We start from the raw sequence: 15,674 nt of genomic DNA, 5'->3' as shown, positions 1-15,674 counted from the left end.
GGCGCGAAAATGCCCCGGCTTTCTCCCACCTGAACGTGCAGGAGAGAGAAAACCGGGGCATACCCAAGATGGGCTAAAAGCTGCTAGCTGGTGACTTAGCCGGCGAAGTATTCACCGTTCAGCTCCAGCAGACCGTTTGCGCTCTCGACCACGCCGAGGCGGTGCGCAATGAGGCGGTCCTGCAGCTCATCGCCGGACACCAAATCCACCAGAATGTTCGGGTACTTGGTCGAGCAGCGGATGAACTCGTCGTACGCCTCATCGCTGAACGCCGCGTTCGTGATGAAGGTGCCGAGCTGACCGCCGCGGGCGTGAATCGCCAGGAAGAACGCGGTAATATCCTGCGGCTGAACGCTCGCGGACAGCACACCGTTCGCTACCGGGCGCAGAGTACGCACGTAGAATGCGCGTTCTTTTTCACCGGTGGCGGGAGTTGCCACACCATCTACGCCCTGAGCCTCCAGAGCCTCCACCGTGTAGCCGCGCATCAGGAACAGATCGAAACCAATGCTGCGGAAACGCTCCTCAGACACCTGAGCCAGCGCCGGAGCCAGCGCCTCGCGGCGGAAGACCTGACGGTAACGCTTCAGAGCCTCACGCACCTGCGCGGCAGCCACCTGCAGAGCAGTCGAGGGCTCAACAGTCGAACCAGCGGGAGCGGACACAGCAGTAGCGGAAACAACCGGCTGAACGGGAGCTGCAACGGGTGCAGAAACAGCAGGAGCGGGCACGGCAGGCTGGGCGGTAGTCGCAGCGACCGGTGCCGCCGGAACCTCAGCGGGTGCCTGGGCAGTAGTCGCCTGGGTAGGAGCCGCTACCGGCGAACCAGCCGGACGCGCCAACAGCGCCGGAGAAGCACCCGGCACCGGAGCCAACGGCTCACGCGAAGCACCCTCACGAGCCGCCAGGCGAGCCTGACGCTCCGCCGCGCGCGCCTCCTTAGCAGCCTGAAGAGCCTCCTCACGAGCCTGCAGCTCAGCCGCAATATCCTGAGGCAGCTTGTGCTTGAGCGACTGCGGCGGCAGCGGCGCCATGCGGGCGGTCACCGCCTCCGGAGCACCCTCCGGGAAACGCTTGAGCAGCTCCTTACCCGCCTCGCTCAGCTCGTAACGCTCCGGGTTCTTGCGGGAGGTACGGCCCGTACCCTCACGCAGAGCGTTCAGGTAGCGTTCGCCCTTGAGCACGTGCATCGCCACCGAATAGCGGTTACGCAGACGCGGGGTCAGCTTATAACGGTGCGGAGCAATCTCACCCTGCAGGTACGGGATATCCAGGGCGAGCTTCAACTCATCGTAGATGTCGTAGTAGGAGATACGCGGGTTCTCCTCCACGAGCTTCAGAATCGGGTACAGCAACTGATGCGGGTACGGCAGAGCATCCACCGCCGCGGGATCCAGCAGAGCCGAAGCCACCAGCTTCTGAACGCTCGGCTCAACCATCTGCGCCAAAGCCGGTGCAAACGCAGGACCCAGCGAGTAGACGGTCTCACGCTCGGAGAGATAGTGGTGGGCAATCAGCACATCGTAGAGGTAATCCTGCGCGTCAATCTGCACAAAATAGGGGTTCGAGGACGCCTGCTGAATGCGCTCGTCGCGGTCAAAGACCTGCTCCAGGCTCGGAAGGCTCAGCTCCACATCGGCGCCGTGGTCGTTGAGAGTATCGAGCAGAAGAACGCCCATATGGGTCAGCAGAGCATCGGTTGCGGCAATATCCTCAGCGGTAATCGAGGTGCCCTCATCCTTAACCAGCGCCAGCACGGAGCTCAGCTCGCTTGCGGGCACGCCAGTCTCCTCGTGGCGTGCCACCAGCTCCTTCGCAGACGGGGACAGCGAGTACAGCGTCAGCGGCGAATCCGTGTGCTCGTGAATGGTCTTGGTGCGCAGGTAGCCCTCACGGGTCAGCAGGCTCAACGCCTGAGCAATCACCGGCTCCACGATGCGCTGCTCCAGATACGACAGACCGTACCAACCCTGCACGAAACCGCACTCACGCAGCACCAGCTCGCGAATCTTCACGGGCGCCGCCGCAGGGTAGGACGGGGTAACGCTCAGGACAATGGGCAGAAGCTCACGCACCGTAATGTGCGAGAGCAGAACCGGGTAGAACTGCTTCAGATAGTGCAGGTACACGCCGCTCTGCAGAGGCAGAACCGGCAGAAGAGCCTGCGCCTGCTGTTCCTTCGGGGTACCCAAAAGCTCACGGCCAGCCTCGCTGAGGGTGTAGTGCAGGTTGCCCGGATGCAACTGGCTGAGGGACACCTCAAGATAATCAGCATTGACCAGCGCCGCAATCAGCTTATTGAGTGCCTCACGGAAGAGGACATTGTCACCGACCGCAATGAAACGCTGAGTCATGTTGAAACCCAGGTCCACGCCAACCGGGGTGTACATATCGGGGAAGAAAACCTTCTCGCCACGATCCTGCGCGCGCTCAAAATGGCGGAGCAGAGAGAAAGCCGCCGCAATGCTGAGAGTGCGTGCTTCCTCGGGTAGAGCCTCCCACGAGGTTTCCTGCTGCAAAGAGTGCAATTCGGAATGATCGATATGGAGCATTGTTTTATTCACAAAAGCCACGCCGGGCTCCTTATCTAGTGTTATTTATCGTGCAGGCGTTCTTCATAAAGTGCAGTCATGCGAACGGGAAAATAATCACGAAAGTGAGCGGCACCATCTTTATTTTTGGGCCGGCACTTTGAAATCCCGCAGTGAAGAGAAGCGAAGAGAAGCAGGGTAGGTAGTTTTTTCTCAACCCGTCCCGCTTACGCACCGTCTTCAACGACGAACACTTCAGAAAAGAACGCTATAAATTGGGGTGAAGTGTCTAGACCGTCACGGGTATATTCACTTCGTGAAATAATGCGAAGAATATATAACGCATTACCTTCATTATTGTATCGGCTGGTTCGAGAAATAACCTAGATTTCTAAAACCAGCCGATATGTGAAAAATATCCTCAAGGAAAAGTGAAAATACATTAAGTGAAATGACGTGGGAAATGCATGAAGGCCAGAGATATTCGGAGAGAAATAACTCGCCCCAGAAACACCCCGGCTACTCCAAGCCGCGGGCAAAATACTCCTCGTCAATGCGGTAACCGCACTCGCCCTCACCATCAAGAACACCCACACGGTGACGAATCATCAGCTCCACCAACTGGTGTCGATCAACCAGCGCAATATTGCGAGCGCCGGGCAAACCCTGCAAATACTCGGGAACCGGATGCGCAAAAGCACCGCAGGTCACCAAGACACCCTGCAGGCCGCCGTGCAGAAGCACTGCACCGGCAAGCTTCTGAATCTCGTTGGGGGTGACCTTCATAGTTCCGCAATAATGCTTCACCTGAATATAAATCGGCGCGAAATCCAGGCCATCAGAATAGCGGGCAATAACGTCAACACCCTTATCATCAGCACCGCCGGTTACCTCGGTGTTAAAACCAAGAGCCGTAAAAATATCGGCAACAATCTGCTCAAAATATTCTGGCGTCACCGCGTGAATATGCTGAATCAAATCCTGCGTAAAATGCTCCGCGAACTCAGCCTGAGCGTGAATCACCGGCGAATCGCTGGCACGCAAAATAATATCCAGAGGTGACTGACCGGCGGGCCAGGACCCCGCAGCCTCCGCAGAATTCAAAGCATGCGCAAGATGCGCCGCGCCGGTTGCTTTGTGGGCAGCAGTAGCTTCCCCGGCATCGGCAGCAGGGAGGAACGGTTCCATACCGGTGACCGCATCACCATCGGAAGCGCCAAAAATAAGGCGATGCTCCTCCTGCGCATTCTCCAGTAGCGCGTTCGCCTGCTTCTTCAGCTTCTTCACGCTTTTTGCCGTCAAACTCTGAGAGCACAACGCCTGCACCTGCTTCACCACACGCGGCGGCACCGAACCGTGCAGATGCGGGGTGCAGGTCAGCTCGGCGCCCAGGGGAGTGAGCAGGTACTTCCTCTTCTCCCACGGGGTCAAACGAGGCATAAGCTGGGCATAACGAAGCGCCACCAAGATTTTCAAGGTGGTGCGCACAGCCACCGCAAAATCGGTGGATTCAAGATCCGGTAGGTTCTTCTTCGACCCCAACGCCTTAGTCTGCTGCCGCAACTGCTCACTAACATAGGCGGCGGTGCGGGGCACAGTCTTCGACAAGCGCCGTAGCGTCGGCAACAGAAGCGTGATATAGACATCCGGTGGGGGCCTATGGTTTTTATTCAGCATCTTTGCCATGGTCCCTGCCAATTTACTAACACTATTGTGATGGTATATACATCGTAGCATCAGGGCGTATCATCATCGCTTTATCGTTTCTAATATGACAAAACCGCAAGAACCAGCGCATTAGATGTTCAATAGCGCAATATAAATCTTAAATTTGGGGCAAAACAATATATTCCCGTCACACCGGCTGGCGTGACGGGAATATAAGAAGCATAGTTAGCAGCCCGCATTACATGGGGCGAGCGCGCCTCCACGAACCGGGGCCGGGACGCAACGAAACACCCAGGCGCTGACCGCGGTTCAGGATGCGCGAAGCGGCACCCACCAGCAAATTCTGTTCCTGCTGCGCGGCATTCGCCTGCATCATCGCAACCACAGCGGTGAGGGCGGCAATCTCCTCCTCAGTGGGGGAGCCCTTAACCACCTTCAGTAGAGGCTCCTGCTCAGCGTCAGTATCTACCGAAGGCTGAGCAGAATCCTTCGGCGGGGCGCTGGATGCGGTATCTGCGTGCGCAGAAGAATGTGCGGAGCTACGCTCAAGCTGCTCGGCGCTCTCAGTAGCCTCCGAACTATCCTTCTTCTTACCGAATGAGAAATAACTCAGCGGGTTGTAGCCTGCCAAAGGCACGCCTCCTTAGAAAACCTAAAATCCTGGGAATGCCCGCGCCACAAATGGTGCGGGCACAAGGGAAGCCTACAGCGGGATGTTGCCGTGCTTCTTTGCCGGGGTAGACGCACGCTTATCGTGCAGGGCACGCAGCGAAGAAATAATGCGCACGCGAGTCTCGCTCGGGGCGATAACTTCGTCAATGTAACCCAGCTCGGCAGCCTGGTACGGGTTCAGCAGCTCTTCCTCGTACTTGGCGATCAGCTCAGCGCGGCGAGCCTCAACGTCGCCGCCCTCGGCTGCCAGCGCAGCCAGCTCGCGACGGTACAGAATGTTCACCGCACCCTGCGCACCCATCACGCCAATCTGCGCGGTGGGCCACGCCAGGTTAATATCGGCGCCCAGCTTCTTCGAACCCATCACAATGTACGCGCCACCGTACGCCTTACGGGTAATGACCGTGACCAGCGGAACGGTCGCCTCCGCGTAAGCGTAGAGCAGCTTAGCGCCGCGGCGAATAATGCCGTTGAACTCCTGATCGGTACCGGGCAGGAAGCCGGGAACATCCACAAAAGTCAGAATCGGAATGTTGAACGCATCGCAATGACGCACAAAACGGGCAGCCTTCTCAGACGCAGAAATGTCCAGGCAGCCGGCGAACTGCATCGGCTGGTTCGCCACAATACCGACCGTGCGGCCCTCAACGCGGGCGTAACCAATCATCACGTTCGGGGCGTACAGCGCCTGCATCTCCAGGAAGTGGCCGTCATCGACCACGGACTCAATGACCGCACGCATATCGTAAGGCTGGTTCGCCGAATCCGGGATCAGGGTGTCCAGGTCCAGATCGTCTACCGTCACCACGGGCTCCTGGTCGTGCTCCAGGGGCAGGGACTCTGCAAGGTTATTCGAGGGCAGGAACTCGAGGAGCTCACGCACAAAATCGAACGCGTCTTCTTCATCCTCAGCCAGGTAGGTGCTGGTACCGGTCACGGAGTTGTGCTGACGCGCACCGCCGAGGGTTTCCATGTCCACATCCTCGCCGGTCACGGTCTTAATGACGTCCGGGCCGGTAATGAACATGTGCGAAGTCTTATCCACCATGATGATGTAGTCAGTCAGCGCTGGGGAGTACGCGGCACCGCCAGCGCAGGGGCCCATAATGACAGAAATCTGCGGAACCACGCCGGACGCACGCACGTTCATACGGAAAATGTCGGCAAACATCGCCAGGGAAGCCACGCCCTCCTGAATGCGGGCGCCACCACCATCGTTAATGCCGATGACCGGGCAACCGTTCTTCAGAGCGAACTTCTGCACCTTCACAATCTTCTCGCCGTTCACCTGCGAGAGAGAACCACCGTAGACGGTGAAATCCTGCGAATACACGGCAACCAGGCGACCATCCACGGTGCCGTAACCGGAGACCAGGCCGTCACCCAGAGGCTTCTTCGCCTCCATGCCGAATGCGGTGGTGCGGTGGCGGGCGAGGGCATCAAACTCTACGAAAGAACCCTCGTCCAGAAGCATATCGATGCGCTCGCGGGCGGTGTGCTTGCCGCGTGCGTGCTGCTTCTCGATAGCTGCCTCACCGCTGGGCGCGAAGCTGCGCTCTCGACGTGCATAAAAATCAGCGAGCTTACCGGCGGTGGTGCTCAAATCAAATTCCTGCTGGAGGTTCTCGGACATTATTCCTCGTTCCTGCTCCACCCGATCGTCGGGAGCCAGTGGTTGCGGTGATAAGGTGCTCAGGTGCCCCGAAGAGCACTCTTGAACAATGTGCATATCTTTCAACTATAGTGCGAACTAGGGCACATATGCCAGGTGAGAAGCCAGAATATCAACACTAGATACACTTTTATGCACTCAGTACCCAAGAAGGTGCATATAGTAAACGAAAAGTGCGAAAGCGCGGCTCAAAAGAGCGCAGAAAACCCCCTTTTCGCTTCGGCAATCCTTGTCGACGGAAAGGGGGTTTGCGTTCAAACTTTCAGCGTGAAATGACGCTTAGATGGTGCCCAGGACCGGGTTCCACTCGGTGATGGTGTGAGACAGAACCGCGCCACCAATGTTCATGGGGTCGCCAGCAACCAGCTTCTCAGCTGCCTCAACGGAGTCAACCTTTGCAATCAGCAGAGCGCCAGCGGGGGTCTCGCCGTCCAGCAGAGGACCCGAAACGATCAGGTTGCCCGCCTCAATCTGCGAACCAAGGTACTCGCGGTGAGCCGGACGGTACTTCGCCTGCTCCTCGGGAGCTGCGTAAACGTAAGTAATTGCGTAATAAGCCATAGCGGTCTTCTTTCGAGCAGGGCGGAGGAACCTCCGCAGCCGGTCGGTGCTTGATGCACCCTCACTGTCTAATGTACCGTCTCGGGTGCCGGTGGGCATCACCGGCGGCAAGAAATTGGTATGGTGAGAAATCAGTGCGACTCGGTAGAAACCGGCAGATTACGGCGGCAGGTTGATAGCGGGTCTGCGAATTGCAGGACTGATTGAGGTAGGACAGAAAGGTGCAGGCTATGGCTGAAAACATGCATAACGAGAGCGATTATTCGGTTTTGGATGTGCCACGCATCCGCACCATTGCAATGGAAACCGGGTACTCCAGCGTAAACCTCTACGATGAGGTCGACTCCACCACCACCCGCGCCCGCGAACTACTCATGGACGGCACCGACCCCGAACGCGAACAGCTCGGCGAGCTCTCCGTCTACGCCAGCCTCTACCAAAGCGCCGGACGCGGCCGCCTCGCCCGAGCCTGGACCGCCCCTCCCGGGGCCTGCCTCGCCGCAAGTATCGTGGTGCGCCCGCACGCCTCCACAGACCCTCTCGCCCGAGAACTACCCGAAGACAGCTACCACTGGCTGACCCTCATCGCCGGGCTCAGCGTGGTCGATATTTGGCGCAGCTACGGCGTGGATGCCGCCCTCAAATGGCCCAATGACGTCATCGCGCAGGGGGCTAAGGGCTGCGGAATCCTCGCCCAGCTCGTTCCCGAAAGCGGCTCCACCGAGGGGCAGCGCAGCATCATTGTGGGTATCGGCCAGAACACGAACATGTCCGCTGAACAGCTGCCCGTACCCACCGCCACCAGCCTGAGCCTGTGCACCGGGCAGGTCATCGACTCCTCCGAGGTGCTCACCCGACTCTTGAGCATCTTCGCCCGCCGCTACCGCGCCTTCGTGCGCGCCGGCGGTGACCCCGAACGCCCCGACCCCCTCAACCCCGACCCCCTCAACCCACAGAGCATCAGCCTGCTCGACCAGGCACGCGCCTCCACCGCAACCCTCGGAGCCAGCGTGCGCATGAGCCTGCCCGACGGAAGCACCGTAGATGGCATTGCCGAAGACCTCGATGCGCAGGGGCGCATCCTCATTCGCCGCGAGGACGGAACCATAGAGCCCTACGCGGTGGGCGATATTGAGCATCTTCGCCCCGCCAACGGTAGCTACGGAGATTTTCAGCAGGCACACTAGAACCAACCTATAAAGTTTCTGCCCATAAAATTTTGCCCGGCACAGCAACACTGAATACGCCCGCACCACCTCAAACCGGCGCCTCCAGCCGGGACATAACAACCAGCACAGCTAAGGAACACCATGCGCCTGCGCGGAAAACTCAACCCCGGTGAGCATGTCATCATCGCCACCCGACAGCACTACGGTGCACTGCTACCCGCGCTCGCCTACCTGCTGGTTGCTATCGCCGCATCTACCTTCGCTTCCACGGCACGGTCCTCACCGATTCTGTGGACTCTCGGCACGATGTGTGCGGTGGGTGCCCTGCTTGGTGCTGTGCGTACTGCCTGGCGGTGGGTTACTACCTACTACCTGCTGACCACCCATCGGCTCGTAGTGCGCCGCGGTGTGATGACCCGTAGCGGAGACGAATCCCTCTACCTGGATTCCATGGGCGAGCGCTGGGCAAAACAGCGTGGCCCGGGCGCTTGGTTGGGCTACGGTTCGGTGTACGTGGTATGCCGCGGGGTGCACCACCGCCTGACCTACGTGCCCGACCCCAAGCGTTTCGAAAAAGAAATTAAATCCGCTCGACGCGACTACTACGCCCTGCGTTCCCGCTACATTTAGCCCTCTCTGGGGTGCCTCCTCCCACTACAAGGAGGGCGGACCGGTTGGCTCAGAGCCTAACCCGGCACCTAAAATCAGCCGAAAAAATGCGGATTAGAGTATTCTTAAATGTGAATTACTCCACTAAAATATCTTTGGGTGTGGAGGCTTTGACGCCCAAAACACCGCAGTGGAGGGTATATTAACAAGGCGCTATACAGTGAAGCAGTGCACAGTCGACGCACGGCACACACCAGTGCATCCGCACGGCAGAACAGATGATCCGGCAGATATGAAAGGAGCGGCAGCGGCAATGAGCACGGCAGACCCCCAGAAACCTGCACACTCTCCGCAGGGCACCGGTGCCACCATGGGCCCCGAAACCCAAATGCTGAACCTCAAAATTCTGCAGAACCTCGCCCAGAACAATATCTACCGCGACGAGGAATCCAAGGCAGGGATTCGAGCCCTCGAAAAGTCGCTCCTGGGACAGGGTCGCCGCTACACCCCCGTAGAAGTTGCAGAGTGCGCCGGACTTCCCCTCGAAACCGCCCAGCGTATCTGGCACAATGTGGGCTTCCCGACAATCCCCAACCACTCGCCCTACTTCACTGAAACAGACGTGCAGATGCTCGCCGACCTGCAGAAGTTGGACGCAGACGGCGACATTCGCATGGAATATGTGGCATCCCTCGTGCGCGCTGAAGGTCAACTGACCGACCGTACCGTCGCCTGGCAGATTGAGGCGCTCGTGCACAACATTATGGTCACCGAAAACCTCAGCGATAATGATGCCCGCCGCAAGCTCCTCAAAGACTTCCCGCGTTACCTCGAGGTTCTCGAGCGCCTGGCGCTCTACGCATACCGTCGCCAGATGTACGCCGGAATCCTGCGCCTGGGATTGCGCGAAAACAACGTGACCACCTCCGGACTTTCCCGCCTGCCCCTGGTGCGAGGCGTAGGGTTCGTTGACCTGGTTTCCTATACCTCCCTGGTGCGTAACCTGGACGCCGCGGCTCTTTCTCAGCTCATCAACCACTTTGAGCAGAGCTGCCTGGACGTCATCGCACCCCTGGGCGGTCGCATTATCAAGACCCTCGGTGACGAAGTCTTCTTCCTCACCGAAACCCCGGACACTATCGCAGAAATTAGCCTGCAGCTCTCCGAAAAGATCGGCGCCGACCCGCAGCTACCGGAAGCCCGCGTCGCCTTCATTTGGGGCGAGGTTCTGGCTAACCGCGGCGACGTGTACGGCTCCAGCGTGAACCTGGCTGCGCGCCTGGTCTCCCTCGCTGAACCGGGTACCGTGCTGACCGATAATGAGACAGCAAACACGCTCCGACAGGTGGGAAATCGCTATACTCTCACCTCTCAAGGGACGCGAAACGTTAGAAGCTTTGGTAACGTAGACCCCGTGGCGGTGACTCGTCGCGCGAACTACACAATGGAGATAGACCTCTCATGACTGAACTGAAACTACGTACCGGTGGTGCAACGCACCGCGGCGCACATCGAGAAAATAACGAAGATTCGATGGTCGTCGCCGGTTCCCTTTGCGTGGTCGCGGACGGCATGGGAGGCCACGAAGCCGGCGAAGTAGCATCGCGTCTGTGCGTGCGTCAGCTTGCCTACTCGCCCTTCTTCACCATGCCCGGTGGCCGTAGCGAAGAGGAGCAGCAGGCCTACGCTGAACGCCTCGCCGCCATTGACGAATCCGACCCCGCCAAGCGCCGTCGCCGCGCAAACACCCTGCTTAACAATGAAATCGTGGGCACCCTGAACCGCCTGCACGATATCCTTGGCGAAACCAACGAAGAAATTAAGCAGGCGCTCTCCCGCGCCGGCGGCACGACCGTCACCGGCGCCTGGCTGACCAGCATCGGTGACCGTAACCTGTGGGTTATTTTCAACGTGGGTGATTCCCGCACCTACCGCCTGCTGCGTGAGGACGAAGGTATTCACCACTCCGCCATGGAGAAGCTGCCCGGTTCCGAGGGCTCCGCCTCGCTGGAGCAGGTCACTAGCGACCACTCCGAGGTGCAGTACCTGGTCGATGAAGGTCAGATTACCGCCCTGGAGGCGCTGACCCACCCGCGCCGCAACGTGATTACCCGCGCGCTGGGTACCGGCAACTACTGGGAACCGGACTTCTGGGTTCTGCCCGCCCGCGCCGGTGACCGCCTGATGCTCTGCTCCGATGGTCTTTCCGGTGAGCTTTCGCACGAATACATGGCGCGTGTACTCACCTCGATCCGCCACCCGCAGGACGCCGCTGACGTGCTCCAGCACGAGGCGCTGCGTTCCGGCGGCCGCGACAACATTACCGTGATTGTTGCCGACGCTGTCGAAGCCTAAACTTCATACCTTGTGATTCACCCCCGCCCTCTACAGGTACTCGCGCGAGTGCCTGCAGGAGGCGGGGGTGAACTGTATCCGCGCACAGAAACTAAGGAAGCGCAATCCGGTAAGTGGCTACGGCACTCTTGCCTCATCGTTTGCCTCATCGTTCGCGCTCGCGGAACCTGCCAATATGACGAGCGATAGGGGAGAGGCGGATCAAAAACGCTAGACTGGACGGGTGACTGAGAACAACACCACCCAGCAGACTGCCCCCGCCGAGACTCGAGCAGAGAGCCCCGCAGAAAACTCCGTGGAGATTACCGAGGCCCTGCGCGCCGAGTACGCGGAACTGACCGATAAGATTCGTGCCGCCCGCCGCGCCTACTACAACGAGGACGCGCCCTTCCTCTCTGACGCCGAGTACGATGCGCTCTACCGCCGCCTCGAAATCATCGAGGCGGAGCACCCGCTCATCATCGCCAACGACTCGCCCACTCAGGAAGTCGGCGGTGAAGCCATCGAAGCTTTCGCGCCCGTCACCCACCTGCAGCGCATGTACTCCCTCGAGGATGTCTTCTCCTTCGAGGAGCTACGCACCTGGTTGACCAAGACCGAAGAGAACACCCGGAACCTCACCGGTGGCGCACCGCAGTGGCTGACCGAGCTGAAGATTGACGGCCTGGCGGTGAATCTGCTCTACCGCAACGGTACCCTCGTACGCGCGGCAACCCGCGGCGACGGCACCACCGGCGAAGACGTCACCCACAATGTGCGCACCATTGCGAGCATCCCGCAGCAACTGACCGGCGAGAACCACCCCGAGGAGATTGAAATCCGCGGCGAGGTGTTCATCTCTTCCGCTGATTTTGAGAAGCTCAACGAGTCCATGATTGCCGCAGGTAAGAACCCCTTCGCGAACCCGCGTAACGCCGCGGCAGGCTCGCTGCGCCAGAAGGATGCGGCGATTACCGCCTCGCGCCCGCTGAGCATGTACGTGCACGGCATCGGTTCGCGCACCGGCCTGGATATTGCCACTCAGTACGAGACTTACGACCTGCTCGCCTCCTGGGGTCTGCCCGTGAGCCCCTACAGCGAAATTGCCGCCAACACCGAAGCGGTGTTCGACTTCATTAACAAGTACGGCGAACAGCGCCACTCTCTGGTGCACGAAATTGACGGCATCGTCATTAAGGTCAACGACTTTGCGACCCAGGCTCAGCTGGGCTACACCTCCCGCGTGCCGCGCTGGGCGGTGGCGTATAAGTACCCGCCCGAAGAGGTGCACACCAAGCTACTGGACATCCGCGTGGACGTGGGACGCACCGGCCGCGTGACCCCCTACGGTGTTATGGAGCCCGTGTTCGTCTCCGGCTCGACCGTGGAACGAGCCACCCTGCACAACCAGGACGTGGTCAAGGCTAAGGGCGTGCTCATCGGTGACACCGTGGTGCTGCGCAAGGCAGGCGACGTGATCCCCGAGATTGTCGCCCCCGTGGTTGCCCTACGTGACGGCACCGAACGCGAGTTCGTCATGCCCAGCGAATGCCCCTCCTGCGGCTCGCCCCTTGCCCCCGGCAAGGAAGGCGACGTGGACCTGCGTTGCACAAACCCTCGCTCCTGCCCGGCGCAGCTGACCGAGCGCGTGTACTATGCGGCAAGCCGCGGCGCCTTCGACATTGAGGCGCTCGGCTTCGAAGCAGCAAAGGCCCTCACCAGCCCTGCAACCCCGGACACCCCTCCGCTGACCACCGAGGCGCACCTGTTCAGCCTCAACATTGAGGACCTGCGCGAGGTCACCATTGAGCGTGAGAAGAAGGTCAAGGGTGTGGGCACCGGAAAGATGGAGCGCGTGCCCTACTTCTACACCAAGCCGACCAAGGCACGCCCCGAGCCGAAGCCCACGAAGAATACGCTGAACCTCTTCGCTGAGTTGGAGAAGGCAAAGCAGCAGCCGCTGTGGCGCGTGCTGGTTGCCCTCTCGATTCGCCACGTGGGCCCGACCGCTGCCCGCGCGCTCGCCGCGGAGTTCGGTTCGATGCAGGCGATCCGCGAGGCCGACCGTGAACGCCTTGCCGCTGTGGACGGTGTGGGCACCACGATTGCCGACTCGATTATTGAGTGGTTTGCTGAGGATTGGCACGCCGAGGTGGTGGACTCCTGGGCTGCCGCCGGTGTGCGCATGGAAGATACTCGTGACGAGTCCGTGGAACGCACCCTGGAGGGCTTGACTGTGGTCGTGACCGGCACGCTGAACGGTTACACCCGTGACGGTGCGAAGGAAGCCATTATTTCTCGCGGCGGTAAGGCATCCGGTTCGGTGTCTAAGAAGACCCACTTTGTGGTTGCTGGCGCGAACGCCGGCTCGAAGCTGGATAAGGCTCAGCAACTGGGTCTGAAGGTGCTGGATGAAGAGGGCTTCACCGCCCTGCTTGAGAGCGGTCCGGAGGCTGTCGAGAGCGCCGCGGAGTAGGCCCGGTAGCGGGGTCATCTGAATCTGACCCCTGCAATATATAGAGCATTCAGGCTCTGAAGCGCGTGGTTCAGAGCCTGAATGCCAATTTTTGGCATTTGTAATTACCACAGCTTTTAAGGCGGAAGCGCCTTAAAACACTCCCAAAGCGAAGAAATATTTAAAAAATATTTACACGCCGTTCAAAACCCTTAAAGGGGGCGCGCGCCAACCCCGAATCAGAAAGCTCGGCGGGGGAGCGCCTCCGAATTAAAGCCCTAGAAAACCCCGAAATTCCGGGGAAAAACCCCTAAGGCGCGCGGGGTTCAAGATCCCAGTTAACGTTTCCTGCACTTTTAACCTGGAAGAACCCTGGGAGAAGTCGGGACGTTCGCTGTGAACTTGAAATCGGGTTGGAATCAGAAAAAACCTCGGCTATCTTGGAGACCAGATAGATTCTCGCAAGGGAATCGCCTGTGTGGTTTCAAGCTTGGAATGCTTGAAACGATGCCCGGTTCTACCGCACGTCCCCATCGAGGAAGTGCCACCCGGATTCCGTACACAAGTGCAGAATCGCTCACGGTGACATGAAATCGGTGGAGAGCCGCTCACATGGTAGAGCCAGAAAATGAGTAACCTACTTCGTTATCAAAGGGTGAGCGGCGGCGCGCTAGAGTTCCGGGGACGGAACGAGCGGGGACGGCCCCAAGGAGCATTATGAAGAACACTTCCATTCGTCGTACCGCAGCAGCTCTCGCCATCGGTGGCGCTGTAGCAGCTACCATGTCGATGCCCGCTGCAAACGCAGTAGACGGTGCTACCTGGGACGCACTGGCACAGTGCGAGTCCGGTGGCAACTGGTCCATCAACACCGGTAACGGCTTCTACGGCGGTCTGCAGTTCACCCAGCAGTCCTGGAACGGCGTCGGCATGTCCGGCTCCCCCGCAACCGCTTCCCGTGCACAGCAGATCGAGGCTGGCGAGCGTCTGCTCGCTATCCAGGGCTGGGGCGCATGGCCCGCATGCTCCGCTAAGCTTGGCCTCTACGGCAAGACCGGCGCAGCTCCCACCTACACCGAGCCCACCACCACCGTGGCTGCACAGTCGCAGACCCAGCAGACCTACACCGCTCCCGCGGCACAGGCTGCACCCGCAGCTCCTGCAGCTCAGGCTGCACCCGCAGCAGTTGAGGCACCCGCAGCTCCCGCTGCACCGGTAGCACCCGCTGCACCCGCAGTTGAGGCTCCCGCAGCTCCCGCAGCAGCACCGGCAGCTGAGGCTCCCGTAGCAGCAGCACCCGTCGCAGCTCCCAAGGCAGCAGCAGGCACCTACACCGTGGTTCCCGGTGACTCCCTCTCGCTGATCGCTGCAAAGCTCGGCGTTGCAGGCGGCTACCAGGCAATCGCAGCTGCGAACACCGACATCATCTACAACGTTGACCTGATCTTCCCCGGCCAGGTTCTGACCATCCCCGCCTAAGGATTAACCCCCAAGCGTAACGTGGACACGTTGTAGCCCAACGCCCCGCACCTCATACGAGGAGCGGGGCGTTGAGTATTTAACCCGAAAACAGGGGAGAAGAACACCGCCTGAACACACAAACCAGCAGGTAAACCCTCCAACCCCCAATGAGACGGAAAACGCAACCTCCACTACACTAGAGAAGAGACAAGAAAACAAACTACGGGAGAACCATGTCTGCCATCACCTTTGAACAGGTAAAGCACCTGGCATCGCTGGCACTCATTGAGATGACCGATGAAGAACTCACCGCGATGGCGTCTGAGCTGGACGTCATCGTCGCATCCGTTGAGACCATGTCGCAGAAAGCAACTGCCGACATCCCCGCGACCAGCCACCCCATCCCCCTCGAGAACGTCTTCCGTGAAGACGTACCCGTCACCACCCTCACCCAGGAAGAGGCGCTCTCCGGCGCCCCCGACGCACAGGACGGCAAGTTCCGCGTGCCGGCAATCCTCGACGAAGACTAAGAGGAGAACAAC

Annotated in this window: 12 protein-coding genes; 7 read left to right on the top strand and 5 right to left on the bottom strand. The window is 59.6% G+C overall.

Features of this window, described 5'->3' with window-relative positions; translation table 11 throughout:
- Positions 1-95: 95 nt before the first annotated feature.
- The 5 genes from HMPREF2894_RS07275 to HMPREF2894_RS07255 form a co-directional block, all read right to left on the bottom strand.
- Positions 96-2,573: a restriction endonuclease gene (locus tag HMPREF2894_RS07275; protein ID WP_049352004.1), complete on the bottom strand. Its 2,478-nt coding sequence runs from the start codon at positions 2,571-2,573 to the stop codon at positions 96-98.
- Positions 2,574-3,050: 477 nt separating this feature from the next.
- Entirely contained in the window at positions 3,051-4,139 is a 1,089-nt protein-coding gene (locus HMPREF2894_RS07270) for a restriction endonuclease (RefSeq protein WP_246827030.1), read from the bottom strand.
- A gap of 298 nt (positions 4,140-4,437) precedes the next feature.
- Positions 4,438-4,836 carry an acyl-CoA carboxylase subunit epsilon gene (locus HMPREF2894_RS07265; RefSeq protein WP_239662238.1) on the bottom strand — a complete coding sequence of 133 codons (399 nt, stop codon included), beginning with the start codon at positions 4,834-4,836 and terminating at the stop codon, positions 4,438-4,440.
- A gap of 66 nt (positions 4,837-4,902) precedes the next feature.
- Positions 4,903-6,504 (bottom strand): acyl-CoA carboxylase subunit beta, encoded by a 1,602-nt coding sequence (locus HMPREF2894_RS07260; RefSeq protein WP_049341639.1) that lies wholly within the window; start codon positions 6,502-6,504, stop codon positions 4,903-4,905.
- A 318-nt stretch (positions 6,505-6,822) separates the two neighbouring features.
- Positions 6,823-7,104 (bottom strand): YciI family protein, encoded by a 282-nt coding sequence (locus HMPREF2894_RS07255; protein ID WP_049341641.1) that lies wholly within the window; start codon positions 7,102-7,104, stop codon positions 6,823-6,825.
- 230 nt (positions 7,105-7,334) lie between these two features.
- Between HMPREF2894_RS07255 and HMPREF2894_RS07250 the strand changes: the two genes are divergently transcribed.
- The 7 genes from HMPREF2894_RS07250 to gatC all read left to right on the top strand — a co-directional run bounded on the left by HMPREF2894_RS07250 (position 7,335) and on the right by gatC (position 15,662).
- Positions 7,335-8,291 (top strand): biotin--[acetyl-CoA-carboxylase] ligase, encoded by a 957-nt coding sequence (locus HMPREF2894_RS07250; protein ID WP_070678570.1) that lies wholly within the window; start codon positions 7,335-7,337, stop codon positions 8,289-8,291.
- 123 nt (positions 8,292-8,414) lie between these two features.
- Positions 8,415-8,903 (top strand): hypothetical protein, encoded by a 489-nt coding sequence (locus tag HMPREF2894_RS07245; protein WP_049349988.1) that lies wholly within the window; start codon positions 8,415-8,417, stop codon positions 8,901-8,903.
- Between the two features lie 292 nt (positions 8,904-9,195).
- Positions 9,196-10,347 (top strand): adenylate/guanylate cyclase domain-containing protein, encoded by a 1,152-nt coding sequence (locus tag HMPREF2894_RS07240; RefSeq protein ID WP_070678566.1) that lies wholly within the window; start codon positions 9,196-9,198, stop codon positions 10,345-10,347.
- The gene (locus HMPREF2894_RS07235; protein WP_049341646.1) at positions 10,344-11,237 is read left to right on the top strand and encodes a PP2C family protein-serine/threonine phosphatase; all 894 of its coding nucleotides are present in this window, start codon (positions 10,344-10,346) and stop codon (positions 11,235-11,237) included. The genes HMPREF2894_RS07240 and HMPREF2894_RS07235 overlap by 4 nt, the downstream gene beginning before the upstream one ends.
- Before the next feature lie 223 nt (positions 11,238-11,460).
- Positions 11,461-13,692 (top strand): NAD-dependent DNA ligase LigA, encoded by a 2,232-nt coding sequence (ligA, locus tag HMPREF2894_RS07230; protein ID WP_049341648.1) that lies wholly within the window; start codon positions 11,461-11,463, stop codon positions 13,690-13,692.
- A 696-nt stretch (positions 13,693-14,388) separates the two neighbouring features.
- Positions 14,389-15,150: a transglycosylase family protein gene (locus HMPREF2894_RS07225; protein WP_070678559.1), complete on the top strand. Its 762-nt coding sequence runs from the start codon at positions 14,389-14,391 to the stop codon at positions 15,148-15,150.
- 215 nt (positions 15,151-15,365) lie between these two features.
- Positions 15,366-15,662, top strand: coding sequence for an Asp-tRNA(Asn)/Glu-tRNA(Gln) amidotransferase subunit GatC (gatC, locus tag HMPREF2894_RS07220; protein WP_005507016.1), 297 nt, complete (start codon positions 15,366-15,368; stop codon positions 15,660-15,662).
- The last annotated feature ends 12 nt before the right edge of the window (positions 15,663-15,674 follow it).

Origin of the sequence: Rothia sp. HMSC066G02 (genome assembly GCF_001813145.1) — a bacterium.
GTDB lineage: Bacteria > Actinomycetota > Actinomycetes > Actinomycetales > Micrococcaceae > Rothia.
The sequence above is the reverse complement of the archived record's forward strand: the minus strand, read 5'-3'. Positions and strand labels throughout refer to the sequence as shown.